Annotated in this window: 23 protein-coding genes; 16 read left to right on the top strand and 7 right to left on the bottom strand. The window is 64.3% G+C overall.

Annotation, left to right across the window (positions count from 1 at the left end):
• Nucleotides 1–22 precede the first annotated feature (22 nt).
• The 5 genes from J8I29_RS13815 (at nt 23) to J8I29_RS13795 (ending at nt 4,992) form a co-directional block, all read left to right on the top strand.
• Nucleotides 23–763 carry a response regulator gene (locus J8I29_RS13815; protein WP_209432072.1) on the top strand — a complete coding sequence of 247 codons (741 nt, stop codon included), beginning with the start codon at nt 23–25 and terminating at the stop codon, nt 761–763.
• Complete coding sequence (locus J8I29_RS13810) at nt 760–2,073, top strand: HAMP domain-containing sensor histidine kinase (protein WP_105860494.1); 1,314 nt, start codon at nt 760–762, stop codon at nt 2,071–2,073. The genes J8I29_RS13815 and J8I29_RS13810 overlap by 4 nt, the downstream gene beginning before the upstream one ends.
• Before the next feature lie 319 nt (nt 2,074–2,392).
• Nucleotides 2,393–2,809 carry an organic hydroperoxide resistance protein gene (locus J8I29_RS13805; protein ID WP_105860493.1) on the top strand — a complete coding sequence of 139 codons (417 nt, stop codon included), beginning with the start codon at nt 2,393–2,395 and terminating at the stop codon, nt 2,807–2,809.
• A gap of 325 nt (nt 2,810–3,134) precedes the next feature.
• Nucleotides 3,135–4,193, top strand: coding sequence for a Dyp-type peroxidase (locus J8I29_RS13800; RefSeq protein WP_209432071.1), 1,059 nt, complete (start codon nt 3,135–3,137; stop codon nt 4,191–4,193).
• Nucleotides 4,186–4,992, top strand: a complete 807-nt coding sequence (locus tag J8I29_RS13795; RefSeq protein WP_209432070.1) for a family 1 encapsulin nanocompartment shell protein — start codon at nt 4,186–4,188, stop codon at nt 4,990–4,992. The genes J8I29_RS13800 and J8I29_RS13795 overlap by 8 nt, the downstream gene beginning before the upstream one ends.
• 16 nt (nt 4,993–5,008) lie before the next feature.
• On the opposite strand, the gene J8I29_RS13790 is transcribed toward J8I29_RS13795, so the two are convergent.
• Nucleotides 5,009–7,429, bottom strand: coding sequence for an FAD-dependent oxidoreductase (locus J8I29_RS13790; protein WP_209432069.1), 2,421 nt, complete (start codon nt 7,427–7,429; stop codon nt 5,009–5,011).
• 404 nt (nt 7,430–7,833) lie between these two features.
• Nucleotides 7,834–8,721, bottom strand: a complete 888-nt coding sequence (locus tag J8I29_RS13785; protein ID WP_209432068.1) for a LysR substrate-binding domain-containing protein — start codon at nt 8,719–8,721, stop codon at nt 7,834–7,836.
• A gap of 178 nt (nt 8,722–8,899) precedes the next feature.
• On the opposite strand from J8I29_RS13785, the gene J8I29_RS13780 reads away from it, so the two are divergent.
• The 11 genes from J8I29_RS13780 to J8I29_RS13730 all read left to right on the top strand — a co-directional run bounded on the left by J8I29_RS13780 (nt 8,900) and on the right by J8I29_RS13730 (nt 20,579).
• Entirely contained in the window at nt 8,900–10,435 is a 1,536-nt protein-coding gene (locus J8I29_RS13780) for a trimethylamine methyltransferase family protein (RefSeq protein WP_209432067.1), read from the top strand.
• Nucleotides 10,436–10,483: 48 nt separating this feature from the next.
• Nucleotides 10,484–11,485, top strand: a complete 1,002-nt coding sequence (locus tag J8I29_RS13775) for a GlxA family transcriptional regulator (RefSeq protein WP_209432066.1) — start codon at nt 10,484–10,486, stop codon at nt 11,483–11,485.
• A gap of 307 nt (nt 11,486–11,792) precedes the next feature.
• Complete coding sequence (locus tag J8I29_RS13770; protein WP_209432065.1) at nt 11,793–13,097, top strand: Xaa-Pro peptidase family protein; 1,305 nt, start codon at nt 11,793–11,795, stop codon at nt 13,095–13,097.
• Entirely contained in the window at nt 13,098–13,778 is a 681-nt protein-coding gene (locus J8I29_RS13765) for an isochorismatase family protein (RefSeq protein ID WP_209432064.1), read from the top strand.
• Between the two features lie 58 nt (nt 13,779–13,836).
• Complete coding sequence (locus J8I29_RS13760; RefSeq protein ID WP_209432202.1) at nt 13,837–14,499, top strand: ABC transporter permease; 663 nt, start codon at nt 13,837–13,839, stop codon at nt 14,497–14,499.
• A complete protein-coding gene (locus J8I29_RS13755) occupies nt 14,496–15,614 on the top strand; it encodes an ABC transporter ATP-binding protein (RefSeq protein WP_209432063.1) in 1,119 nt (372 codons plus the stop codon). The genes J8I29_RS13760 and J8I29_RS13755 overlap by 4 nt, the downstream gene beginning before the upstream one ends.
• Nucleotides 15,611–16,375: an ABC transporter permease gene (locus J8I29_RS13750; protein WP_280870459.1), complete on the top strand. Its 765-nt coding sequence runs from the start codon at nt 15,611–15,613 to the stop codon at nt 16,373–16,375. Before J8I29_RS13755 ends, J8I29_RS13750 begins: the two co-directional genes overlap by 4 nt.
• Nucleotides 16,376–16,406: 31 nt before the next feature.
• Entirely contained in the window at nt 16,407–17,312 is a 906-nt protein-coding gene (locus tag J8I29_RS13745) for a glycine betaine ABC transporter substrate-binding protein (RefSeq protein WP_245196974.1), read from the top strand.
• An 87-nt stretch (nt 17,313–17,399) separates the two neighbouring features.
• Nucleotides 17,400–18,296, top strand: a complete 897-nt coding sequence (locus tag J8I29_RS13740; RefSeq protein ID WP_245196972.1) for a glycine betaine ABC transporter substrate-binding protein — start codon at nt 17,400–17,402, stop codon at nt 18,294–18,296.
• Between the two features lie 165 nt (nt 18,297–18,461).
• Nucleotides 18,462–19,403 carry an alpha/beta hydrolase gene (locus J8I29_RS13735; protein ID WP_209432198.1) on the top strand — a complete coding sequence of 314 codons (942 nt, stop codon included), beginning with the start codon at nt 18,462–18,464 and terminating at the stop codon, nt 19,401–19,403.
• Nucleotides 19,404–19,454: 51 nt separating this feature from the next.
• Complete coding sequence (locus J8I29_RS13730) at nt 19,455–20,579, top strand: mandelate racemase/muconate lactonizing enzyme family protein (RefSeq protein WP_209432062.1); 1,125 nt, start codon at nt 19,455–19,457, stop codon at nt 20,577–20,579.
• A gap of 54 nt (nt 20,580–20,633) precedes the next feature.
• Here J8I29_RS13730 and J8I29_RS13725 read toward each other — a convergent pair whose 3' ends face one another.
• The 5 genes from J8I29_RS13725 to J8I29_RS13705 form a co-directional block, all read right to left on the bottom strand.
• Nucleotides 20,634–21,470 carry an aspartyl/asparaginyl beta-hydroxylase domain-containing protein gene (locus J8I29_RS13725; RefSeq protein ID WP_209432061.1) on the bottom strand — a complete coding sequence of 279 codons (837 nt, stop codon included), beginning with the start codon at nt 21,468–21,470 and terminating at the stop codon, nt 20,634–20,636.
• Between the two features lie 255 nt (nt 21,471–21,725).
• Nucleotides 21,726–23,711 carry an FAD-dependent oxidoreductase gene (locus tag J8I29_RS13720; protein ID WP_209432060.1) on the bottom strand — a complete coding sequence of 662 codons (1,986 nt, stop codon included), beginning with the start codon at nt 23,709–23,711 and terminating at the stop codon, nt 21,726–21,728.
• Between the two features lie 85 nt (nt 23,712–23,796).
• Nucleotides 23,797–24,837, bottom strand: coding sequence for a glycine betaine/L-proline ABC transporter ATP-binding protein (locus tag J8I29_RS13715; RefSeq protein WP_105860482.1), 1,041 nt, complete (start codon nt 24,835–24,837; stop codon nt 23,797–23,799).
• Complete coding sequence (locus J8I29_RS13710; protein ID WP_105860481.1) at nt 24,830–25,717, bottom strand: proline/glycine betaine ABC transporter permease; 888 nt, start codon at nt 25,715–25,717, stop codon at nt 24,830–24,832. Before J8I29_RS13710 ends, J8I29_RS13715 begins: the two co-directional genes overlap by 8 nt.
• 91 nt (nt 25,718–25,808) lie before the next feature.
• The gene (locus tag J8I29_RS13705) at nt 25,809–26,810 is read right to left on the bottom strand and encodes an ABC transporter substrate-binding protein (RefSeq protein ID WP_209432059.1); all 1,002 of its coding nucleotides are present in this window, start codon (nt 26,808–26,810) and stop codon (nt 25,809–25,811) included.
• Nucleotides 26,811–26,871 lie beyond the last annotated feature (61 nt).

The raw sequence follows: 26,871 nt of genomic DNA, 5'->3' as shown, positions 1-26,871 counted from the left end.
GGCGGAAGCAGGAAGTTCGGGCATGGAACATGTCGACCACATACTGATCGTCGATGACGACAGCGAAATTCGCGACCTGGTGTCGAGCTATCTGAAGAAAAACGGTCTTCGCGCCTCGGTCGCTGCCGATGGACGCCAGATGCGCAGCTTCCTCGAGGCCAATACCGTCGACCTGATCGTACTCGACGTGATGATGCCGGGCCAGGACGGCCTCGTGCTCTGCCGCGAATTGCGGGCCGGAAAAAACAAGGCGACGCCGATCCTCATGCTGACGGCCCGCAGCGACGAGATGGATCGGATCATCGGGCTGGAAATGGGCGCAGACGACTATCTGCCGAAGCCCTTTGCCGCCCGCGAGTTGCTGGCGCGCATCAACGCCGTCCTGCGGCGAACCCGGATGCTGCCGCCCAATCTGCAGATCAGCGAGGCCGGCCAGCTGCTGACCTTCGGTGAATGGCGGCTCGACACCGTGGGCCGCCATCTCCTCGACGGGCAGGGCACGGAGGTGGCACTGAGCGGGGCCGAATACCGGCTGCTGCGCGTTTTCATCGATCACCCCCAGCGCGTGCTCAACCGCGACCAGCTCCTGAACCTCACCCAGGGGCGGGATGCGGACCTGTTCGACCGCTCGATCGATCTTCTGGTCAGCCGCCTGCGCCAGCGACTCGGCGACGACGCCCGCGAGCCGACCTACATCAAGACCGTGCGCAGCGAAGGCTATGTTCTCGCCGTTCCCGTCGAGATCTCGGAGCCCCGGACGTGATCGCCGGCGCCTTTCGTGCCTTGTGGCCGACGACCCTTCGCGCCCGGCTGTTCCTGATCCTGCTCGCCGGGCTGGCGATCGCCAATGGCCTGTCCTTCGCGGTCCTTTCTGCCGAACGCTACTTATCGGCGAAGGAGATGATGCTGCGCACGTTGAAAGACGATGTGGCAACCTCGATCGCGGTTCTCGACCGGACGCCGGCGAGCGAGAGGCCGAAACTGGCCGATTGGCTGAGCCGCGGCAATTACAACATCATTCTGGGGCCGGGCCTTGCCGGCGTGCCCAACACCTCCCGGCATGGCCAGGAGATCGCCGCCAAGCTGGAGAGCGCGGCAGGGTCCCGTTTCCCCCTGCGCATCGAAGCCATACCGGGGGAGGGCGGGCGCCTGCAGGCCCATCTGACCCTGAGCGACGGCAGCCCGCTGACCATCGAGATCACGCCGCGCGGGGTCATGCCGATCGCGGACTGGCTGCCTTACGTCCTCGCCCTGCAGATGGCGTTGCTGCTGCTCTGTACCTGGCTCGCCGTCAGGCAGGCAATCCGGCCCCTCGGGGCTCTCGCCGCCGCCGCCGAGGCCCTCGATCCCAACGGCAAGAGCGCACCACTCAGCGAGGAAGGCCCGAGCGAGGTTGCCCATGCTGCCCGCGCCTTCAACGGGATGCGCGAGCGCATCGCCCATTATCTGGAGGAACGCGTCCAGATTCTCGCCGCGATCTCGCACGACCTGCAAACGCCGATCACCCGCATGCGGCTCAGGGCCGACATGGCCGATGAATCGCCGGAGAAGGACAAGCTGGTACGGGACCTGCGCGAGATCGAGCGCCTGGTCCAGGACGGCATCGCCTATGCCCGCAGCTCCCACAGCAGCGGCGAGAAGGCGGCCCGCATCGACCTCGCCTCCTTCATCGACAGCATCGCCTATGATTATCAAGATACCGGCAAGGCCGTGAGCGTCATCGGTTATGTCGACGGCGTCGCCTCGACCAAGCCGCATGCGCTGCGGCGCATTCTCTCGAACTTCATCGACAATGCGCTGAAATTCGCCGGTGCCGCCGAGGTGGGCGTGGAGCGCAAAGCCGATGGCCGGACCGTCATCGCGGTGATGGATCGCGGCCCCGGCATACCCGAAGACATGCTGAAGGCGGCCATGCAGCCCTTCTTCCGCCTGGAGCAATCCCGCAATCGCGAGACCGGCGGCACGGGCCTCGGCCTTGCCATTGCCCAGCAACTGGCAGGGACCATCGGTGGCACGGTCCGGCTCTACAACCGCGACGGCGGGGGACTGGTGGCGGAAGTCGCCATTCGGTAAAGGCCCCAGGTTTTTCTGAAGACATTCACGGTGTATCGATCGGGAGAACGTGTTTCTCCTCATCGTAACGCTGCGCCTTTTGTTGGCGGGATCGGCCCGTGCCACTCCGAGCCAGCCGCGATTTTCCGCCGTCGTGGTATGCCAACATGTCGATCTCGCCGGAAGCTACGCTTTGTTACACTTCCGGGGTTTTCGGAAACATGGCGGACAAACGCTCCCTTCAAGACACTCCGGTCTTTCCGATGCCGCAGATGGCGGTATCGCCAACCCCAGAGGCTGTTATGGATCATGACAGCCTCCAGACGAACAGGAGCGTATCATGACCAAGATCGACAAGGTTCTCTACACAGGCCGGACCCACACCACCGGTGGCCGGGATGGGGCTGCGCGCAGCGACGATGCCCGGCTCGACATCAAACTGTCGCCGCCCGGCAGCAGCCAGCCTGGCACCAATCCCGAGCAGCTGTTCGCGGCAGGCTGGTCGGCCTGCTTCATCGGCGCCATGGGCCTCGCAGCCGGCAAGCGCAAGCTGAAGCTGCCGACCGACACGGCCGTGGACACGGAGGTCGATCTCGGCACCACCGATGGCGCCTATTTCCTGCAGGCGCGCCTGAAGGTCAGCCTGCCCGGCCTCGATCGCGAGCTCGCACAGGCGATCGTCGAGGAAGCCCACCAGACCTGCCCCTATTCGAAGGCGACGCGCGGCAATATCAATGTCGAGCTTTCCCTCGCCTGAGGGCGGAGCTCTTCGTCTCGCCCGCCTTTTCCATCTGCAACCCGTAGGGCGCGGCATTGCCGCGCCCGGTGAGGTTTCCAATGAAACGGATCACGATCTGCATACTGGGCCTGGCGATTCTGGCGGCTTCCTGCGTCTACGAGCCCGCCTCCAGGGAACCGTCGCCCCTCGCCGGGCTGCTGGGGCTTGCGGGGGTACCGACCTCGGGCCCATCGCGATGAGCGCCAGGAGTCGAGAGGCTTGTGCGCAAGGCTCGGGATATGGTGAGTTGTCGGCGTGAGTCTCTGATCGCCCGCTCACGCGATGGCTGCGGATGAATAGAAGCATGGAGTCGAGTTTGCCCTCTACCGTTTCGCAGCCGGTCGTTACTCCCCTTACGCGCAGTGCCATTTTCCTGGTTGTGACCGTCAAGTCCGGTCCGGAGCACGAGGGGGCGATCCGGGCGTTGTGCGCGGATCTGTCGGGACTGCTGCGGGCGGTGGGATTCCGGGATCTCGAGGGGCGGCTGTCCTGCGTGATGGGGTTTGGCTCGCAGATGTGGGACCGGCTCTTCGGAACACCCCGGCCCAAGGAGCTGCATGCCTTCCGCGAGATAAAGGGGCAGCATCACGCGGTCTCGACGCCGGGGGACATCCTGTTTCACATTCGCGCCCAGCGTATGGACCTTTGCTTCGAACTGGCGACGCAGATCATGGCGCGGATCGGGGACGCCGTCGCCAGTGCCGACGAGGTGCACGGCTTCAAATATTTCGACGACCGCGACTTGATCGGTTTCGTCGACGGTACCGAGAACCCGGTCGACGAGGCGGCGCTGGAGGCGACCATCATCGGCGAGGAGGATGGCGCCTTCGCCGGCGGGAGCTATGTGATCGTGCAGAAATACCTGCATGACCTGACGGGCTGGAACCGGCTGCCTGTCGAGGCTCAGGAGAAAATCATCGGGCGCTCCAAGCTGTCCGACATCGAGCAGGACGATGCGCTCAAGGCGCCCTATGCCCATAACGTTCTGACCTCGATCGAGGAGAACGGCGAGACCTTGGAAATCCTGCGCGACAACATGCCGTTCGGCGATGCCGGCAAGGGTGAGTTCGGCACCTATTTCATCGGCTATGCCCGCTCGCCCCGCAGGATCGAGCAGATGCTCGAGAACATGTTCGTCGGCCGGCCGCCGGGCAATTATGATCGCTTGCTGGATTTCAGCCGGGCGGTGACCGGCTCTCTGTTCTTCGTGCCCTCGGCGACGTTCCTGGACGATGTGGCGCCCGATGCCGCCACACCGGCTCCGCCCGGAGCCGGGACGGCGCAAGGCTCCGGTTCGCGGCAGCCCGGCGGCGATGGTTCGCTCGGTATTGGATCGCTCAAGAGGAAGGCAGACCATGAATAATCTCCATCGGGAGCTGGCACCGATCTCCGACGGCGCCTGGGCCGAGATCGAGGAAGAGGCGGCGCGCACCCTCAAGCGGCATCTGGCCGCCCGGCGCGTTGTCGATCTGCAGGGGCCGCAGGGCCTGGCGGCGTCGGCGGTGGGAACCGGTCATATCCGCCCGCTTGCGGGCCCCGGCGAGGGCGTCGAGGCGGTGCAGCGGGAGGTGAAGGCCTTTGTCGAACTGCGCGTTCCCTTCGAGCTCGCCCGCGCGGCGATCGACGATGTGGAGCGGGGGGCAGTCGACTCGGACTGGTCGCCGGTGAAGGAAGCGGCGCGCAAGCTCGCCTTCGCCGAGGATCGCGCGGTCTTCGACGGCTTTGCCGCGGCCGGCGTCGAGGGCATCCGCCAGGGTCTCAGCAATCCGGCACTGGCACTTCCGGTCCAGGTGAAGGGCTATCCGGACGTGGTCGCCCAGGCGGTGAGCCAGTTGCGGCTGGCGGGGGTGGAAGGACCCTATGCGCTGGTGCTGGGAGCCGATGCCTATACGGCCGCAGCCGGCGGCAGCGACGACGGGTATCCGGTCTTCCAGCATATGGAACGCCTGGTGGACGGGCCGATCATCTGGGCCCCTGCCATCGAGGGCGGGCTGGTGCTGACGACGCGGGGCGGGGATTTCGAATTGTCCGTGGGACAGGACATCTCCATCGGCTATGCCAGCCATTCGGCGACATCGGTCCAGCTCTACTTCCACGAAAGCCTGACCTTCCGCCTGCTGACGGCGGAAGCGGCCGTCGCCCTCCTGCCCGGCAAGCAATAGGCGGGTCGGCGAGGCTTCAGCTTCTCAGGCGCTCGCCGCCCGGGTCGAAGGCGGGCTCGGCGAGAATACGTGCCTCGCGCTGGATGCCCAATATGGCCACCGTCACGATATCGCCGGGCCTGGCCAGATCGGCCTTGACATAAGCGAGGGCCAGTGACTGGCCGACCCAGTATCCGTAGCTGCCTGAGGTAACCTGCCCGAGCGGAGTGCCATCGGGCAGGAAGATCGGTTCGCCGCCGGTGGCGTCGGCATCCTCGGCCTCGATCGCCAGCGTGACCAGCCGGTCGCGCGGCGGATTGCCGGCCACGGCCGCATAGGCACCGCGATTGAGGAAGGCGCCCTTGTCCAGCTTGACGAGGCGGGCCAGGCCGGATTCCTGGGGCCAATATTCGGGCGAATATTCGCGCCCCCAGCTGCCATAGCCCTTCTCGATACGCAGCGACGTCATCGCCCTCGCACCGACGGGGCCGGCTCCGATCTGTTTTCCGGCCGTGAGCAATGCGCGATAGAGCCGCTCCTGGTCAGCGGCCTGGCAGTGAAGCTCCCAGCCGAGATCGCCCGTGAAGGAAACCCGCAGGGCCACCACCTCGATGCCGGCCAGATTGAGATGGCGTGCTTGCATGAAGGGGAACGCGCTGTTGGAAAGGTCTTCGGAGGTCAGGCTTTGCAGGAGTATTCGCGCCTTCGGGCCGGCAACGCTGAAGCCGCACATCGCCTGCGTCACCGAGCGAAACAGGGTTCCCTCCGGCAGCGGCACCGCATTGAAGAAGCGCTGGTGATAGCGCTCCGCCATGCCGGAACCGAAGACCATGTAGAAATCATCGGCGAGCTTGGCGACCGTGAAGTCGCCGGCAACGCCGCCTCGCCGGCCGATAAGGGGGGTGAGGCGGATCTGGCCGGTCCGGTCCGGCATGCGATTGGCGAACAAAGCGTCGAGCCAGGCCTGGGCGCCTGGTCCCGTAACCTCATATTTGGCGAAATTGGAGATGTCGATGATGCCGGCATGCTCGCGCAGCATGCGGGCTTCCCGTCCCACCGGCTCCCACCAGTTCTGGCGGGCGAAACCGGCGGTCTCCTCCCGTGGCTCGCCGTCGGCGGCGAACCAAAGCGGATGCTCCCAGCCGAAATTCAGGCCGAAGACGGCGCCCATGTCCTGCTGCATCGCATAGGCGGGACGCGTGCGTACGGGCCGGCCGGCGCTGCGCTCCTCATTGGGGAAGTGGATCTTGAAGCGATGGCCATATTGATCGCGCACCCGGGCCTTGGTGAACGCCTTGTCGGCCCAGGAGCCGAAACGCGCGAGGTCCCAGGCGAACATGTCGAGCGAGGGTTCGCCCTCGATCATCCACTCCGCGGCGAGCTTACCCATGCCGCCCGACTGGGAGAACCCGGGAATGATGCCGTTGCAGCAGAAATAATTCTTCATTTCCGGCACCGGGCCGAACAGCACGGCGCTGTCGGGCGACCAGATCATCGGGCCGTTGATCACCCGCCGGATGCCGGTGGAGCCGAGCACCGGCACCCGTTCGATCGCCCGCATCATATTGTCCTCAATGCGGGCGAGGTCGTCGGGAAAGAGCTCATGGCCGAAATTTGCAGGCGTGCCGTCCTCGGCCCAGAACCGCATGTCGCGCTCATAGGCGCCGACCAGCAGGCCGAGGCCTTCCTGGCGCAGGTAGTATTCGCCATCGCGGTCGGCGACCGAGGGCAGGCGCCGATCGAGCGCGGCGATCTCGGCGATGGTTTGCGTGACGAAATATTGATGCTCGGTCGGCATCAGCGGTAGCGTCAGCCCGGCCATGGCCGCCACCTCGCGGGCCCATAGGCCGGCCGCGTTGACGATCCATCGGGTGCGGATATCGCCTTTCGGGGTGCGCACGATCCAGCTTCCGTCGAGCTGGGCCTCGGTACCCGTGACCGGCGTGAAGCGATGGATCTCGGCGCCGCGTTGACGCGCCCCGGCGGCATAGGCTGCCGTCACGCCCGAAGGATCGACATTGCCGCCTTCAGGCTCGAACATGATGCAGCGTATGCCCGAGAAATCCACGAGCGGGTGCAGTTTTTCGGCCTCTTTGCGCGAGACCTCATAGAAGTTCATGCCGTAGCGTCGCGCCTTGGCTTCCTGCAGCCGCAACTGGTGCTCGCGCTCGCCGGTCTGGGCCAGATAGAGGGAGCCGGGCTGGAAGATGCCGCAGCCCTGCCCGGTCTCGGCCTCCAGCTCCTTGTAGAGCGCCATGGTGTAGTGCTGCAGGCGGCTGATATTGGTGGAATCGTGCAGGCCATGGATATTGGCGGCTGCATGCCAGGTCGATCCCGAGGTGAGTTCGTCCCGCTCCAGCAGGACGACATCGGTCCAGCCGAGCTTGGCGAGGTGATAGAGGATCGAGCAACCGATCAAACCGCCGCCGATCACGACGGCCTGGGCATGGCTACGCATGGAACGAACTTCCCGATGAACATTCGTCCGGCGAAGAGCGGTTGCCGTCGGAAGGTCCCTAGCAGCGCGCTCGCCTGACCGCCCAAGTCTAGGCAGCGGCGGGCGGAGCGGGTAGGCGGCCTTCCAGGCAAAAGCGCGGTGTTCGGCGATGAATGGCCAAATAAAACGAGGTCATTGGCCTCGCGATCTTCGCTTGTTGCCGAACCTGTCAGGCCTAGGATCGGATCGGGGAAGTCTATCGGAGGATAGCGTCGGACCAAGCGGCGTTGAGGTCGCCTCTTCCTGGGATCGCCGGCATCCTGCCGGCTCTTCTTCTCCTCAAACACCGTATCCAAGAGCCGGCAGGATGCCGGCGATCCCAGGCCTCCCCCGCCTTCGGCGTATCGGTATCGTCAAACTTGGTATCAGGCTGTCTCCGCCCTGGCGCGGGCCAGGATCCATTCCTTGACGATTTTCACCACGCTGCCCTTGGATGAAGCGTTGTCGGAAAGGTAGTAGCCCCAGGGGCTTGGCGGGCGCACGCTGAAGGGTTCGGCCAGGAGCCCTCTCTTCAGGAAGGGACGCGCGAGCGAGAGTTGCACGGCGACGCAGCCCGCCCCCGCGGCGGCTAGTTCCAGCGCGATATTGGAGGAGTTGGTGCTGAGATATTTCTCGTGCTCCGACGTCTCGATGCCGAGGGCCGCGCCCATGCATTGCCAATATTCCTGCCGGCTATGCACGAAGATCCAGCCTTGTTTGAGGATATCGGCGGGGGAGCGGATCGCATTCGGTCCCGAAAGGAATTGCGGCGCGCAGAGCAGAGCGAGACTTTCGTCCCACAGGGCAATCGCCGCCGGCGGCTTGTTGTCGAAGCGCCTGGCGGCAATGGTGAGATCGGCGGCCGGCTCGCTGGGATCCTCCCAGATCGTGCCATGCAGGACCACCTCGATATCCGGATGCCTGGCGTGGAAAGCGGCGACGCAGCCGGTGAGCCAGTTGGTGGCCAGTGTGGCCGGGCAGGAAATCACCACCGTCCGGTTCCGGACGGAGGCGAGGATGGCTTCGGTGGCATGATCGATCTGGTCGAGCGCCTGCCGAAGCGTCGGCAGGAAGGCCTCGCCCATCTCCGTCAGCTTGAGGCTGCGTGGATAGCGTACGAACAATTGCCGGCCGATATAGTGTTCCAGCGCCCGCACATGGGTGCTGATGGCAGCCTGGGTGTAGCCCAGTTCCTTGGCCGCTTCGGTAAAGCTCAAATGGCGGGCCGAGCATTCGAACGAGCGAATGTAGTTGAGCGGAGGAGGAGGCTTCATGGCGGCTCTTGATGTTTGCCGGAGGCTAGTCCAGCTCCGCCGACCTATTCAATGCCGCTTTTCGCCATGACATCAATTTTTTTGGGCAATGCCGCCAAACTAATCGCGTGAAAGGCCTGTCCCGCCACACCTATCATGCCGAGTTGTCGGATGAATAAACAGGGTGGGCGTACCGGGCATGGCACAGGACAGGCGTAGCGGGGGGCGCCGATCGAGGAGCATGCGGGGCGGGGGCATTCCCCAGCTGCCCTGGCAGCGTGTGTCGAATCCCTATTCACCCATGCAGATGCTGGACCAGGAGCGCATGGAGGTGCTGCATCGCAGTTCGATGCGCATCCTCTCCGAACTCGGCATCCGGGTGATGAGCACGCGGGCGATGGACCTGTTCGAAAAGGCCGGCGCGCTGGTCGACCGGGAGAACCAGACCATCCGCATCGACGAGACGTTGGTGAAGGAGGCGCTCCGCACGGCGCCGCGCCGCTTTACCCTGACGGGTCGCAACGCCGACAAGCAGCTCGAGATCGGCGGCAATGCGCTGGTCTTCGGCCTAGTGGCCGGGCCGCCCAATGTGCACGACCGCATCAATGGCCGGCGAGCCGGAAATCTCGTCGACTATGAGAACTTCACCCGGCTGGCGCATTATTTCAACGCCATCCACATCCTGGGCAACCAGGTCTGCGCGCCGATCGAGCTGCCGGCCAATTCGCGCCATCTCGACACCTACAGGGCCAATTTGTCCCTCAGCGATCTGAGCTTTCACTGCAGCGCCATCGGGCGCGGCCGTGCCATGGACGCCATCAATATGATGGCGATCGCCCGAGGCATCACGCTGGAAGAGATGCGCGCCTCGCCCGGCGTCATCACCATCATCTCCGTCAATTCGCCGCGGCTCTTCGATGACGCCATGGCGGACGGCCTCATGGCCATGGCCGAGCATGGCCAGCCGGTGACGGTCACCCCCTTCACGCTGATGGGCGCGATGACGCCGGTGACTTTGGCAGCCGCGTTGTGCCAGCAGAATGCCGAGGCCCTGTTCGGGGTCGTGCTGACGCAGCTCGTCAATCCAGGCACGCCGGTGATGTACGGGGCCTTCACCTCCAATGTCGACATGCGCTCGGGTGCGCCGGCCTTCGGCACGCCCGAGAACACCAAGGCCAACATCATCGCCGGCCAGCTGGCGCGGCGTTATGGCCTGCCCTACCGCACCTCCAATGCCAATGCCTCCAACGCCGTCGACCTGCAGGCCGCCTATGAGACGGAGATGGCGACCTGGGGCGCGGTCCTGGGCGGGGCCAATCTGATCTATCATGCCGCCGGCTGGCTGGAGGGCGGCCTCACGGCGTCCTATGAGAAGCTCGTCCTCGACGTCGAGATCCTCCAGAACATGATGGAGTTCCTGCGGCCGATGCCCTTCGAGGAGGATGATCTCGGCTTCGAGGCGATCAAGGCCGTGCCGGCCGGAGGGCATTTCTTCGGCAGCGAACACACGATGTCGCGCTACGAAACCGCCTTCTATCAGCCGATGCTCTCCAATTGGCAGAACTATGGCAGCTGGCAGGAGGCAGGGGCGCGTGACGCGCTCGAGCGGGCGACCGGCCTCTGGCAGCAAGCATTGCGGGACTATCAGGAGCCCGCGATGGACGAAGCCGTTCGCGAGGAGCTCGAGGTCTATATCACCCGCCGGCGCGCTGAGATCGGTGCCGGAGAACCCTGAGGCATACCGCGCAAGGCTCGGCATGCGAAAGCGGAAGGGATCGATGCCATGGAGACGAGGCTGAACGAAAGGCCGGTCGGCGAGACGATCCGCTTTGCCGTGCTGATGTTTCCGGGCTTTCCGCTGATGGCGTTCAGCTCGGTGATCGAGCCGTTGCGCGCCGCCAACACGCTGTCGGGCGGGCGCTGCTATTCATGGATCACGGTTGGGCCCGACGGTGCCAAGGTGCGGGCCTCCAATGGCATTCATATCGAGCCCGATTTCGGCGTTCGGAATGCCCCCGTGGTCGATCGCATCGTGGTGTGCTCGGGCGGCGATGCCGATCATCTGGTCGCCGAGGACGCCATGGCCTGGATCCGCCGCAACCTGCGCGCTGGCGCCGATCTCGGATCGGTCGCCGACGCGGCTTTCCTGCTGGCCCGGGCCGGATTGCTCGATGGCCATGCCTGCACCCTGCACTGGACCAGCCAACCCGCTTTTCGCGAGGCTTTTCCCGGTCTCGACATGAGGCGGGACCTCTATGTAATCGACCGGCGCCGTTTCACCGCGGCAGGCGGGGTGGGCAGTCTCGACATGATGCTGGAGATGATCGGCCGCGATCATGGCGGCGAGCTCTCGGCCGGGGTCGCCGAATGGTTCGTGCACAGCCCGCTGCGGTCGAGCGTGGACCGGCGGCTGATGCCGTTGCGCCTGCGCACCGGGATCGGCGACGAACTCGTGCTGGCCGCCGTGGCGATCATGGAAGACTGCGTCGAGGATCTCCTGCGCATGGACGCGCTGGCGCGGCGCCTCGGCGTATCGGCCGACAAGCTCGAACGTTCCTTCCGCGCCGAACTCGGCGTGACGCCGAGCCACTATTACCGCAGCCTGCGCCTCAGGCGGGCGGCCGACCTGCTCACCCATTCGAGCCTGCGGGTCGGCGAGGTGGCGCTCGCCTGCGGCTTCGCCAATGCGGCCAATTTCTCCCGGGCCTTCCGGGACAGCTTCGGCTACGCGCCCCGGGGGGTGCGCCAGCGCAAGTCGATCTCGGGGGAGGCGCCGCGAGCATGAGAGGGCGATCGCATATGGAGCTTTCTCGTCATCCCGTGCGCAATGCAGCATGGAATGCTGCGTCGCAGACACGGGGCCGCGAGACGGGAAAGGCGCTCCATTTTGAGGGCGGTCCCGGATCTGCGAAGCGTCACTGCGCGCCGCATCGCGTCCGGGATGACAATATTGATCCATATACGTCTGCTCTGCCGGGTCCAAGCAGCAAGGTCACAAAATCCCGCCTAGCGGAATCGCGCATAGTTTTCGCGGAAAGCAGGCAAACAATACGCGCGCCGGTTGGTCACAGTCCACGGACAGGAGACTGTTCATGAGCATTGTGGTTTTCGATCCGGATCGCGTCGAGGATGTCGATTTCAAGGATCGCATGCGCCATCCGGCGGCCGCGGATTCGGCCGGCGGCATGTGGCTTTCCGACACCGAGCCTTCCTTCATCGACGCCGATGCCCTGCGCAAGGGCCGTCTTGCCCGGCTGCGCCGATGGATGGCCGAGGCGGGCTACGGCGCTGTCGTGCTGTTCGACCCCTACAACCAGCGCTATGCCACCGGCTCGCGCAATATGTTCGGCTATTTCCTACGCAACTCCACGCGCTATTTCTTTGTCCCCACCGAGGGACCGATCGTCCTGTTCGAATATCCGCAGAGCTATCATGTCTCGATGGTGCTCGACACGGTCGACGAAGCCAGGCCTTCCAAGCTGGTCTGGTCGTCGGTCTCCGGCCGGGACGACGAGACGGCCGGCCCCTTCGCCGACGAGATCGCCGAGCTTCTGCGAAGCCATGGCGGCGGGTCGATGAAGCTCGGCCTCGACCGCTGCAGCCATCTGCAGGCGCTGGCGCTGCAAAAACGCGGCTGCGATGTGAGAGACTGCCAAGGGGAGATCCTGGCGGTGCGCGCCGTCAAGACGCCCGAGGAGGTCAAGTGCCTCCAGGTTTCGATGGCGGGGGCCGAAGCGGCCGTCGCGGCGGTCCGGCAGGCGATCAAGCCGGGCGTTTCGGAGAACGAACTCTTCGCCATCATGTATCACGAGGTGATCCGGCAGGGCGGCGAATTTATCGAGACGCGCCTTTTGAGCTCGGGCCAGCGCACCAATCCCTGGTTCAACGAGGCGAGCGGGCGCAAGATCCGCCCGGGTGAGCTGGTGGCCCTCGATACCGACACGATCGGCTGCTATGGCTACTATTCCGATTTCTCCCGCACCTTCCGCTGCGGTCCGGGCAAGCCGACGACCTATCAGAAGATGCTGTACCGCATGTCCTACGACCAGGTGCAGCACAATATCGGCATCGTGAAGCCGGGCATGGCCTTCCGCGAGATCGCCGAGAAGGCCTGGAAGATCCCAGAGCGTTTCGTCGACCAGCGCTACACCTCGGTGATGCACGGCGTCGGCATGCATGGAGAAACGCCGTTCATCGCCCATTCAATGGACTACGAAACCTATGGCCGCGACGGGCACCTGGTGCCCGGGATGGTCGTCTCGGTGGAAAGCTATATCGGCGAGAAGGGCGGGCGCGAAGGCGTCAAGCTCGAAGACGAGATCCTCATCACCGAGACCGGCACGGAACTCCTGTCGCGCTTTCCCTATGAAGACGAATTCCTGGAAGGACCAATCTGAGTGAAACGGACGCTGCGTATCGACACCGGCAAGATGGCGGCCATCTTCATCGATCTCCAGGAGGAGCATCGGGCCGATCCACGCTATCTGGTCGAAGGCTATGCCGGCGTCCTGGCGCAGGCGCGCCGCCTGCAGGATACGGCCCGCCGGCACGGCGTGCCACTCTACCACGCCGCCTATATCGTCGATCCCGCGGCGCCCGGCCGCCCCTTCCATCCGCTGCAACCCGACGGACGCTCGGCCTTCAGCGACAAGGACGATCCCAACATCGCCATCTGCGCCGAAGTGGCGCCGGCGGTGGGAGAGGCGGTCGTCTTCAAATCGGAGCCGAGCCTGTTCGGTGCCAGTTCGCCGGCAGAAGAATTGCGGCGCAAGGGCATCGAATGGCTGGTCATCGCGGGGGTGTGGACCGAGGCCTGCGTCGATGCGACGGTCAAGGATGCCGTGGCGCTCGGCTTCCACGTGCTCCTGGTCAAGGATGCCTGCGGCACCGCCAGCACCGCCATGCACCAGACCGCCATCCTCAACCTGGCAAACCGGCTCTATGGCGGCGCGGTGGTATCGACCGACGACGCCTGCCACCTGATCGAGGGCACGCCGGTCGAGGCCTGGCAGGTCCAGGGCTCGGTGCCCCTGCGTTTCACCTATGAGAATGCCTCCGGTCTCTACGCGGAACTTTGAGGAGCGGTTTGCGGGTTCGAACGACGAAGACAAACGAGGATCGCGGCGCATCGGCATGATGGAAATCCTGACCTTCATCTCCGACAATCTCCACGTGATCGGTGCCAGGGCACTCGAGCACATTTCCATCGTCTTCGTGGCGGTGAGCATCGCCATCGCCACGGCGGTGCCGATCGGCATTGCGATCACGCAGTCCAAAACCGCTGCCGACGCCGTGCTCTATCTCGCCTCCATCATGATCACCGTGCCGTCCATCGCTTTGTTCGGACTGATGATTCCGCTGCTGTCGCCGCTCGGCCACGGCATCGGCTACGTGCCGGCGGTGATCGCCGTGATCCTCTATTCGCAGCTGCCGATCATCCGCAACACCTATACCGCCATCGCCAATGTCGATCCGGCCTTGCGGGAGGCGGCGACCGGCATGGGCATGAGCATGGGCCAGCGGCTGCGCCAGGTCGAGATACCTCTGGCGGTGCCCGTGATCATGGCGGGCGTGCGCACGGCCGTGGTCATGAATATCGGAGTGACCGCCATCGCCGCCTATATCGGCGCCGGCGGGCTCGGCACCTTCATCTCGCGCGGCATCAGCCAATCCGATCCGCGGCAACTGATCACGGGAGCCTTGGCCGTGTCTCTCCTGGCGATCGCCGCAGACCTGCTTCTCGCTCTGGTGCAGTGGCTGCTGACTTCCAAGGGCATCAAGGGCGGAGCAAGCCGATGATCCGTCTCGAACATCTCACCAAGACCTTCGAAACCGCGGGCAAGCCCTTCGTCGCCGTCGACGACATCAATCTCGACCTGCCGGCGGGCGAGATCTGCGTGCTGCTGGGGCCGTCGGGCTGCGGCAAGACCACGACCATGAAGATGATCAACCGCCTGATCCAGCCCACCAGCGGCAAGGTCTATATCGACGGCAAGGATACCAGCGCGACCGACCCGATCCAGCTGCGTCGCTCGATCGGTTACGTCATCCAGCAGATCGGGCTGTTTCCCAACAAGACCATCTGCGAGAACATCTGCGTGGTGCCCGATCTGCTCGGCTGGGACCGCAGGAAATCGCGCGCCCGGGCTGGCGAACTGCTCGAACTGGTGGGCATGCAGCCCGATCTTTTCCTCAGCCGCTATCCGCGTGAACTGTCCGGCGGCCAGCAGCAGCGTGTCGGCGTGCTGCGCGCGCTCGCCGCCGATCCGCCGGTCATGCTGATGGACGAGCCCTTCGGCGCGATCGACCCGATCAACCGCGAGGTGATCCAGGACGAGTTCCTGAAGATGCAGCAGGCGATCCGCAAGACCATCATCTTCGTCTCGCATGATCTCGACGAGGCGGTGAAGATGGCGGACAAGATCGCCATCTTCCGTAGCGGGCGCCTGGAACAATATGCCAGCCCCGACGCGCTGCTGGCCAGGCCGGCCAATGCCTTCATCGAGAATTTCCTCGGCTCCGACCGGGCCCTTAAGCGCCTGCGGCTCGTCACGGCGGGAGAGGCGATGACCGCCCGGTTCGATGCGGTGCGGGCCGAGGATCCGATCGCGCTCGCGCTCGAGAAAATGCAGGCCTCGGGCCAGCAGGCCATCATCGTGGTCACGGCGGACGGCAAGCCTCAAGGCCTGCTCGCACTCGAGCGCGCCAGGACTGCGGCGGGAACGGTGGGCGAGCATGCGCGCCCGGTCGAGACCACGGCCTCGCTCCATTCGGACCTGCGCAATGCAGTGGCCTCGATGTTCGCCCAGGACATGCCGGTGCTGCCCTGCGTGGACGAGGCCGGACAGCTCAAGGGTGTCCTGACCTATCGCTCGATCGTCGCCAGCCTCAGCCACGCCGGAGAGACAGGATGAGCGGGCCGGCGGCAACCATTGCGACCGGTCAGGGCGCCCCGGGGCGTTCGCATCTCTGGGTTCCGCTGGCGATGTGGGCGGTGCTGCTCGCCATCTGTCTCTGGCTGTGGCTCAGCGGCATGGCGGGCGAGATCCTCGCTTATTGGGACGACATCACCTATCTGAGCCTGCAGCATGTCGAGCTGGTGGCCTGGGCGGGCGGGCTCGCCATCCTGACCGCCGTGCCCGTGGGCATCCTGCTGTCACGGCCGGCCCTCCGGCGGTTCTCCGAATTCGTGATGCAGATCTTCAATCTGGGCAACACGATCCCGACTCTCGCCATCCTCGCTTTGTCGATGACCTGGCTCGGCATCGGCACCCTGCCGTCCGTGTTCGGCCTGTGGGCGGCCACCTTGCTGCCGATCGTGCGCAACACCTATGCGGGGCTCAGGGCCGTCCCGCCCCATCTCCTGGAAGCCGCGCGCGGCATGGGCATGACGCCGCTGCAGACCCTGTGGCGGGTGGAATTGCCCAACGCGCTGTTCGTCATCTTCGGCGGCATCCGCACCGCGCTGGCGATCTGCGTCGGTTCCGCTCCGCTGGCCTTCCTGATCGGCGCCGGCAGCCTCGGCGAGCTGATTTTCACCGGAATCGCCCTCGACGAGCTGCCGATGATGCTCGCCGGCGCCATTCCCACCGCAATCCTGGCCGTGCTGACCGATTTCCTGGTCGGCCGCCTGCAATACTACCTCGTCCCGCGAGGCATCAATCCGCTGCGCTGAACGGCGGCAACAAGCAACAGAGGGAAAGACGATGACAATGCTGAAGAAACTGAGCAGGAGCGTGTGTTCGGGCGTATTTTCAGCTGTCGTACTGGCAGCGGCCGGCGGCGTCGCCCTTGCTGCCAATCTGACGGTTGGCGGCAAGGATTTCACCGAGCAGCAGATCATCGCCGAGATGACGACGCAGCTTTTGACCAGCAAGGGCTACACGATCGACAAGAAGAACGGCATGGGCACCAAGATCGTCCGCGCCGCCCTGGAGAATGGCGAAGTCGATCTCTATTGGGAATATACCGGCACCTCCCTCGTCACCTTCAACAAGGTGACCGACAAGCTCTCGCCGCAGGAAACCTATGAGCGGGTCAAGCAGCTCGACGGCGAGAAGGGGCTGGTCTGGCTGGCGCCATCGAAGGCCAACAACACCTACGCCATGGTGGTGCGAAAGGACAATCCGAAGACCGACGGGCTGAAGACGATCTCAGACATGGCCGCCGCCTATAAGGCCGGAACGGTGTTGATGATGGGTACCACGGCCGAATTCCCCAAGCGCCAGGACGGGTTGCTCGGCCTGCAGAAAACCTATGACTTCGAGGCCGGCCGCGCCAACGTCAAGCCGATGGATCTGGGCCTGGCCTATCGCGCCCTGGCCAACAAGGACCTCGACGTCATTTCCGCTCAGGCGACCGACGGCCAGATCGCGGCGCTGGGGCTGCGCGTGCTCGCCGACGACAAGGGCTTCTTTCCCAATTACGCCCTCACACCGGTGGTACGAAAGACCGTGCTCGATGCTCATCCCGACCTGAAGCCGACCCTCGAGGCGCTCTCGGCGAAGCTCGACGATGCCACCATGCAGAAGCTGAACGGCGAGGTCGACGTCGACAAGAAGACGGTCGAAGTCGTCGCGGCCGATTTCCTCAAGCAGAACGGCCTGAAGTGAGCCTATGGGCCGCCCGGACGGGGCTGGCCCATTCTTCCCGAATTTTCGCGCCAGCGCCGTCCGGAGGCGGCCGGCAGGAGAGAGACCATGATCAGCATTCTGCCGAAGCGAGCGATTGCCGCCCTGTGCATGGCGGCGTCCTTCGTGTTGTCGACCACGGCCTTTGCCGCCACGCTCACCGTCGGCGGCAAGGATTTCACCGAACAGTTCCTGCTGGCCGAGATGACCCGGCAGTTGCTGGAAAGCAAGGGCTATACCATCAACAAGAAGGACGGCATGGGCACCAACATCGTGCGTGCCGCGCTGGAAAACGGACAGGTCGATCTCTACTGGGAATATACGGGTACCTCGCTGGTGACCTTCAACAAGGTGACGGAACCGCTCTCGCCCGAGGCCACCTATGCCAGGGTCAAGGAACTGGATGGCGCCAAGGGGCTGGTCTGGCTGGCCCCCTCCAAAGCCAACAACACCTATGCGCTGGCGATCCGGCCCGGCAATGCCAAGACGGACGGGCTCAAGACCTTTTCCGATCTCGCTGCCGCCTACAAGGACGGCAAGCCGGTTCTGCTCGGCGCCACGGCGGAGTTTCCCAAGCGCGAGGACGGTCTGATCGGCCTCGAGAAGAAATACGGCTTCAAGGCCGGCCGCGCCAATCTGCGGCCGATGGAGATCGGGCTCGTCTATAACGCCCTTGCCGCCGGCGACATCGACGTCGCCACGGTCGGGGCCACCGATGGGCGCATCGCCGCCATGAAGCTGACCCTGCTCAAGGACGACAAGGGCTTCTTCCCGAACTACGCGCTCGCCCCGGTCGTCCGCCAGGCCACGCTCGACGCCCATCCGGACCTGAAAGCCACGCTCGAGTCGCTTTCGGCCAAGCTCGACGATGCCACCATGCAGGAACTGAATGGCGAAGTCGACGTCCACAAGAAAGCGATCGAGGACGTGGCCGAGGACTATCTGAAAAAGGCGGGATTGCTTTGATTTCAGATGGCTCTTGGACTTGAACGATGAATGACCGTCATTGCGAGCGTAGCGAAGCAATCCAGGGCTTCAGACGCAGTGTTTATAACCTCTGGATTGCTTCGCTGCGCTCGCAATGACGACCGCCGATGGACCTCACCTCATGCCTGCCTGCGGTACCCGATGATGACGCCGGACTATACTCGACTGATCGACGCCGAAACCTGGGATTTCATCAATCGGACGAACGCTTTCTATCCGCCCGAGGCCGTCGACTGGCCGATCGAGCGCAACCGGGAGGTCTATGACCGGATGGCCCGGGCTTTTCATACGGGCCGACCTCCCGGCATCGTCGTCGAGACCACGGCTGTCGAGACGCCGGGCCACGCCATTCCGATCCGCATCTATTCGTCAGGGCGCGGCGACCATCGTGCGACGATCCTCTATTTCCACGGAGGCGGCTTCGTGCTCGGCGGTCTCGAAAGCCATGACGATGTCTGCGCCGAGTTCTGCGCGGCGACGGGATTGACAGTCGTCTCGGTCGATTATCGCCTGGCTCCCGAACATGGGGGAACGGCAGCGCTGGAGGATGCCATTGCCGCCTATGGCTGGGTGACGGCCGGTTTCGATCGCCCCATTGTGCTGGCGGGCGATTCTGCCGGCGGCAATCTTGCCGCCTGCCTTGCGGATCATGCCGGGCGCCAAGGGCAACGGCCGATCGGGCAGGTGCTGATCTACCCCCTCCTGGGGAGCGATATCGACAGGGGCTCTTATCTCATTCATGCCGAGGCGCCCCTGCTGACCACCCGCGACGTCCTCTATTATCGCGACGTGCGCACCGGCGGCATCGATTGCAGCAGCGATCCGCGCTTCACCCCGCTTGCCAGCCCCAGCTTCGACCACCTGCCGCCGACGTTTGTCTTCACGGCGCAATGCGATCCGCTTTCCTCCGATGGGGAGGTCTATTGCAGCCGGCTGCGCGCCGAAGGTGTCCAGGCATCTTGGCATGAGGAAGAAGGCCTGCCGCACAGCTTTCTGAGGGCTCGCAACACAGCATCGCGCGCGAAAGCGGCGATGGGCCGCATCACCCAGGCCCTTTCGACGCTTGCCGCCGGCGCCCGCGCATAGGCCGGGCACCGGCAACGCCACCCGCATTGATATCAGGAAGGAATGGGCGACATGGTCAAGATCTCGCAGGTGCGCATCCGGCCGCTGGTGCTGCCCCTCAAGCAGCCCTATCATTGGTCTTACGGCATCAGGGAGAGTTTCGCCGTCAATCTGATCGAGATCGAGGCCGACAACGGCATGGTGGGGATCGGCGAATGCACCGTGGCGCCGGACCAGGCGGGAACGGCAGCGATCCTCAGGCGGCTGACGACTCATCTGGTCGGCCAGTCGCCCCATGACGTCGCGCCGCTGATCGCGCGCATCTTCCACCAGGACTATCTCGGCCACGGCGCCAATATCATGCGCGCGGCCAACCAGATGTTCTCAGGTGTAGACATGGCGATGTGGGACCTCCAGGGAAAGCTTGCCGGCCTGCCGGTTCATCGTCTTCTGGGCGGAGCTCATCGCCAGGCCGTCGGTTATTTCTATTTCCTGCAGGGGGAGACCACCGAGGAACTGGCGCGTTATGCGGCCGCCGGCCGGGCGCGCGGCGAACGCGTCTTCTATTTGAAGGTCGGGCGGGGCGAGAAGCTCGACCTCGAAATCACGGCGGCGGTGCGCCGCGAGATCGGCGATGCGCGCCTGCGGCTCGATGCCAATGAAGGCTGGAGCGTGCATGATGCGATCAACATGTGCCGCAAGCTGGATAAATTCGAGATCGAGTTCATCGAGCAGCCGACGGTGAGCTGGAGCATTCCGGCCATGGCCCATGTGCGTCAGGCCGTCGGGATTCCGATCGTCGCCGACCAGGCGGCGTTCACGCTCTACGACGTCTATGAGATCTGCCGCCAGCGCGCGGCCGACATGATCTGCATTGGGCCGCGAGAGATCGGCGGCATCCAGCCCATGCTGAAGGCGGCGGCGGTCGCCGAGGCGGCGGGGCTGAAGATCTGCATCCACAGTTCCTTCACCACCGGCATCACCACCTGTGCCGAGCACCATATCGCGCTGGCCATCCCCAATCTCGACGATGGCAACCAGATCATGTGGCAGCTGGTGCAGAAGGATATCGTGGCGTCGCCTGACCTCGATCCCAAGCAGGGTTGGATCGAGGCTCTCCAGGGCGCCGGCCTCGGCTTCGAGCTCGACGCGGATCTGGTCGGCGATGGCGAGAGGCGATTTGCTGAGGCGGCGTGAGGTCTCGGCCGGAATCAAAGAAATAGCCTGCACTGACCCACGAACCGGGCGATTTCAATGCCTTGGCTGGTTGCGGAGCATTTCGGCTTCCGCATAGAATTTCTTTTCCCAGGCTTTGTGATTGTCCAGCCCTTCCTTGATGAAGGGCGTGAAGAGGGCGAGGTTCATCAGGCACCAATTGACAAAGCGTGCCGGGAATTTCAGCGGCTTGACGAAATCGACGAACAGAACCACTCGTGTCTCGTCGGTATCGTTCCAGGCTTCGTGTTCGAAGGCATCGTCGAAAATAAGCACTTTGCCTTCGCGCCAGTGACACACCTGCTCGCCCACGCGAATGGCAAGCTTATGGTTCGGCTCGGGCACGATCAGCCCCAGATGCAGGCGCAGCACGCCATTATAGGGCCCGCGATGCGGCGGCAGATGCTTGCCCGGCTGGAAGATCGAGAACATTGCCGTCGTCAGGCCCGGTATCTTGTTCACGATGCGCCAAGTCTGCGGGCAGGCTGCGATATTGTGTTCCGACCTCACACCAAATCCAAGCAGGAAGAAGGTTTTCCAGCGGTCATCGCTCGAGATGCTCTTCACGTCGGTCGAGATCTCGTGGAACGAGGGAAGCTCGCTCTGGCGCAGGAGAACCTCGTCCAGCTCCTTGCGGATCGCCAACCATTCTCTCTCGATCTCCAGAGCCCAGGGAAAAGCGGAATTCTCGTAGACGGGAGGATTACCGAGCTTTGCATATTTGAGATTGAGGCGTTCGGCCCAGGAAACAACCGCCATGAAAAAATGCGTGATCCGGCTCGGCCGGGCCATGTCGGCCAGCCCCTCGGTCCCGAATTTCTGACTGGGGCCGGCAGCTGCCTTTCTTGGAATCGACGGATCGGATATGGCCATCTTGCTCGTCTTTCGAAAATGCTGCTGTGTCTTGCCGCGAGCCACCCTTTCGGGGCCTTCAGACGGCCGTTGTCCCGCAAAGGGCAGCTCAGGGCCGGCGGGGAAGCTTCGAGCAGCCGCGTCATCGCTCGGCTTAAGAACCGCCAGCGGACCTGAAGGTTCGATAAGCAGCGGCAGAGAACAATTCCAGGAGATTTCGGAAGAAATGGGGCTGAAGCAGCTGGTTTGCCTGGCCCAATGCCTTTCGGCATCCGGTCAAAGGCCGAGAGCGGCTTTTCGGCCATCGAAGAAGGCGTAGGGCGCTTGGCGCGGCGCCGCGCAATCGCCGATCTCGACATAGGGCACGCCCCGGGCCGTCAGGTCCATTGCGAGCCAGTTCGCCGCGATATTGGTCATGGCCAGCACCAGGCTATCGGCCGCAATAAAAGACTTTTCGCCGCTGGTGTGGTCGATGATCGTGGCGCCCTGGCCATGCCATTCGGCGACGCTGACCTCGACCTGCCAGGTGACGCCGAGCTTCCTGAGGGTTCGCCGCAGGGGAACGTCGGCGGTGGTGCGCTGCAGCTCCTTGCCGACGAAGGCATCCGGTGTGAGGATGGTGACCTCGTGGCCTTCCTCCGCCAGCTTCCAGGCGGTTCCGCCACCGCGCCAGCCGCCGCCTTCGTCGAGCAGCAGCACGCGCCTGCCAAGACGGGCCTGGCGGCCCATGACGGCCTCGATCGAAAAGACATTGCCCTTTTCGATACCGGGAAGCGTTTCGACCGCCGGAAGGGCTTTCTGGAAACCGGTGTCGGGCGGCAGGGAGCCGGTGGCGAGGATGACGGCGTCCGGTGCCATCGTCGCCACCTCGTCGGCCTCCATGTAGCAGTTCAGGCGAACGTCGACGCCCAGCTTGTGCAACTGGCGTTCATACCAGGCGAGAAGATCGAGGATCTGGGCGCGGCGGGGCTGCAGGCCGGCGAGCAGGAAATTGCCGCCGAGCCGGCTGGACGCCTCGGCCAGCATTACCTTGTGCCCACGTTCGGCGGCGACGCGGGCTGCTTCCAGGCCTGCCGGTCCACCGCCCACCACCAGGACATTTCGTGGCGCGGCGGCCGGCTCGAAACGGTCGCCACCCCATACGGACTCCCGCCCGACGGAGGGATTGATCAGGCAACTGATCCAGTAGTCGCGCGAGCGGCGCCCCCAGCACATCTGGTTGCAGGAGATGCAGCCCCTGATGTCGTCGGCGCGGTCTTCGCCGGCCTTTCGGGCCAGATGCGGATCGGCGATCTGGCCACGCACGATGGAGACGAGATCAGCCGAGCCTTCGCTCAGGACCGTCTCGGCATTTTCGGGAGTGCGGATATGGCTTTCGGCAATGACGACCGCATGCGTGGTGACGGCCTTGATTCTGGCCGCCAGATCCGCTCCGAGCTTTTCGGGATAGAGAAAGGTCGGCATCAGCTTGTGGAAGTCGAGATAGCCGCCGGAACCGCAGGTGACGTAGTCGATCAGGCCCTGACGGTCGTGCAGGCCGACGATTTCGGCGAGGGCGTCACGGCTGAGCGCGACGCTGTAATCGGGCTCGTCACTGATGGCCAGGCCGACGATGAAGTCTTCGCCGCATGATTTGCGGATGCGGGTGAGGATTTCCCTCGACAGGCGGGTGCGGTTTCCCAGGGTACCGCCCCACTGGTCCTCGCGGCGGTTGGTCCAAGGCGTCCAGAACTGGTCGACCAGGCCGAGATAGGCAGCCCAGACCTCCACACCGTCGAAGCCGGCGGCCCGGCACCGGCGCGCAGCCGCCACGAAACTCTCGATCGTCTCCCAGATCTCGGCCTCGCTCATGGCGTGCGAGCCGTCGCTGTCATGGTAGCTCGGCTGGCCCGAGGGGGACCAATGGGGGTGGAAGGAATTGTCGGAATCGCCATGGGCGCCGATGTGATAGAGCTGCTGGATGGCGACGGCACCATTGTCCTTGATGGCGCTGACGACTTTCTGGAACGGGGCGATGACGCTGTCGTCGCAGGTCCGGAAGTTGCCGCGGGTGAGGATGGCCGCAGGATGCACGGGCATCGGCTCCACGACGATCATGCCGGCGCCCCCCCTGGCGCGTTCGGCATAATAGGCGACATGGCGTTCCGTCGGCAGCCCATTGACGGCCATGTTCGCGGTGTGGGCACCGAAGACGATCCGGTTCCGCAGTGTGCGTTTGCCGATCGTGAGGGGAGAGAACAGGCGGGGAAACTGCTTGGACACAGCGGCCATCCGGCAGGTGGGAGGAACGTGCGAGGGGCTGTGGCTTGGTCCGGCCCCTCGGATTGCTTGCCTTCGCGGCCGCCCGTCAGTGCGAAGGCACGACGGCGGCCGCGAGCTGCCTGAGATTCACCACGCCGATGGGCTTGCCCGCCGGGTCCAGCACGGCGACGTCGTCATGCGGCTGGTGGGCGAGCAGCCGGATGGCGCCTTCCAGGGTCGAGCCCGACGAGACCGTCATGCCGTTCGTCTCATAACCCTCGGCGAGGGGGGACATGATCGCGTCCACCTGGATGACGCGACCGCGATTCACTTCCTTGACGAAGTTCTCGATGTAGTCGTCGGCGGGATTGAGCACGATATCCTGGCTCGTGCCCTGCTGGATCACCTCGCCGTCGCGCAGGATGGCGATGCGGTCGCCCAGCCGCAGCGCTTCGTCGAGGTCATGCGTGATGAACACGATCGTCTTCTTGATCTCCTGCTGCAGGTCGAGCAGCACGGATTGCATGTCCATGCGGATGAGGGGATCGAGTGCGGAAAAGGCCTCGTCCATCAGCAGGATCGGGGCGTCGTTGGTCAGTGCGCGGGCAAGGCCGACGCGCTGCTGCATGCCACCCGACAGCTGGTTGGGATAATGCGCCTCGAAGCCGCTGAGGCCGACCCGCCCGATCCAGCGCATCGCTTCCTCAACCTGCCGGGCGCGCGGCACGCCCTGTATTTCGAGGCCGTAAACCGTGTTCTCCAGGATGGTCCGGTGCGGCAGCAGCGCGAACTTCTGGAAGACCATGGCCGTCTTGTGGCGGCGGAACTCGCGCAATTCGCGCTGGTTCATCTTGACGACGTCCTCGCCGCCCACCAGCACCTCGCCGTCCGTTGGATCGACGAGGCGGTTGATGTGCCGGATGAGCGTGGACTTGCCAGAGCCGGAGAGGCCCATGATCACCTGGATGCCGCCGGCCGGCATGCTGATGTTGATGTTACGCAAGCCGAGGATATGACGATGCCGTTCGTTGAGCTCGGCCTTGGTCGCACCCTGCCGAACGAGCTCAACCATCGCCTTGGCATTCGGGCCGAAGATCTTGGAAAGGTTACGGATCTCGATGCCGTACTGGTTCGTGCCCTCAGCCATGAACCGTCTCCCGGTGCTTCTGAAGGCGCCGGCCATAGGCCTGGCTGACCCGGTCGAAGATGACGGCGATGCCAACGATTGCGAGGCCGTTGAAGATGCCAAGGGTGAAATACTGGTTGGCAATGGCCTTCAGCACCGGCTGGCCCAGCCCCTGGACGCCGATCATCGAGGCGACGACCACCATGGCGAGCGCCATCATGATCGTCTGGTTGATGCCGGCCATGATGGTGGGCAAGGCGAGGGGGAGCTGGACGTTCTTGAGTTTCTGCCAGCCGGACGATCCGAAGGCATCGGCCGCTTCGAGAACGTCCTTGTCGACCAGGCGGATGCCGAGGTTGGTAAGGCGGATGATGGGCGGGATGGCATAGATGACCACGGCGATCAGGCCGGGCACGCGGCCGATCCCCAGCAGCATGACCACCGGGATGAGGTAGACGAAGCTCGGCATGGTCTGCATCACGTCGAGCAGGGGATTGACCGTTCTCTGCAGCCGGTCATTGAGAGACATCAGAATTCCGATGGGAATGCCGATCACGATGGAAAGCACGGTCGCCACGAAGATCATCGAGATCGTGCGCATGGTGTCGTCCCACATGCCGAAATAGCCGATCGCCATGAGGGTCACGAGGCAGGCGAGCACCACCTTCCAGCTCCGGCTGGCGAACCAGGCGATGGCCAGGATGATCAGGGTGATGATCGGCCACGGCGTCTGCGTCATGAAGCGTTCGGCCTGCATCAGGAAATACTGAAGCGGCGAGAAGAAGCTCTCGATGGCATCGCCATAGGTACGGGTGAAAGTGCGAAATCCCTCGTCGATGGCCTTTTTCAGATCGCGAAGGCTGTCATCGTTCATATGCGGAAATTTGTAGAACCACTCCATCGGATAACCCCTCTTTGCCGCCACGGCGCCCTGTTGTTCTTGCTATGGGCGTCACGAAGGCGGCGCGCCCGAAGCGCGCCACCTCTTGTTGTCAGAGCGCGGCCTTGATCTTCTCGGCGGCCGCCGGCGAGACCCATTGCGTCCAGATGTCGGGATTTTCCTTCAGGAAGTGCTTGGCGCCGTCCTCGCCATTGGCCTGGTTGTCGGTCATCCAGGCCATCACCTTGTTGACGGTCTCGTTGTGCCAGGCGCGCTTCTTCAGATAGTCCATGACCTCGGGAGCGACGCGTTCGGAGAACTTCTTGGAGACCAGCGTGTAGACCTTGTCGGGAACCCAGGCATTGGGCTTGGGATCGGCGCAATCGGCCACAGTGTTGCAGCGCTTCCACTCCGCTTCGTCGCGGGGATAGCCGGGATCGAGGCGGACCATTTCGTATTTGCCGAGCAGGGCGGTCGGCGCCCAGTAATAGCCCAACCAGCCTTTCTTGCGCTCATAGGCCTTGGCGATCGAGCCGTCGAGGCCGGCCGCCGAACCGGTGTCGACCAGCCTGAAGCCGGCCTTCTCGGCATTGATGGCCTTATAGAGCTGCGCCGTCACCACGGTGCCGCCCCAGCCTTGCGGGCCGTTGAAGATGGCACCCTTGCTGGAGTCCTCGGGATCGGGGAAGAGCTCGGGGTGCTTGAGGGCATCGCCGATCGTCTTAATGTCGGGGTGGGCATCGGCGAGGTATTTGGGAATCCACCAGCCCTGCACGCCGCCGTCGGGCAGCGAGGTCGCAGCCGTCACCAGCTTGCCCTCGTCCATGCCGCGCTTGACCACGTCCGGCAGGAGATCGATCCAGGCCTCCGGCGCGATGTCGGGCTCTCCCTTCTCGGCCATGGAGGTGATCGTCGGCACGGTGTCGCCCACCGTGATCTCGGCGGCGCAGCCATAGCCGTTGTTGAGGATGAACTTGTCGATGTTGGACAGCACCTCGGCGCTCTGCCAGTTCATGCTGGCAACGGACACCGAACCGCACTCGGCTGCCTGAGCCAGAGACGTCGGCCCGGCCAGGCTAAGGGCAAGGCAACTCGTCAACAATAGTTTCTTCACGGTCATTTCCCTCTGCTTCAGGCGGCTTTGTCAGGCTGTCGGTGCGCCGCCGTCACCGTGC

This window comes from Labrys sp. LIt4, from assembly GCF_017813775.1.
Classification (GTDB): domain Bacteria; phylum Pseudomonadota; class Alphaproteobacteria; order Rhizobiales; family Labraceae; genus Labrys; species Labrys okinawensis_A.
The sequence above is the reverse complement of the archived record's forward strand: the minus strand, read 5'-3'. Positions and strand labels throughout refer to the sequence as shown.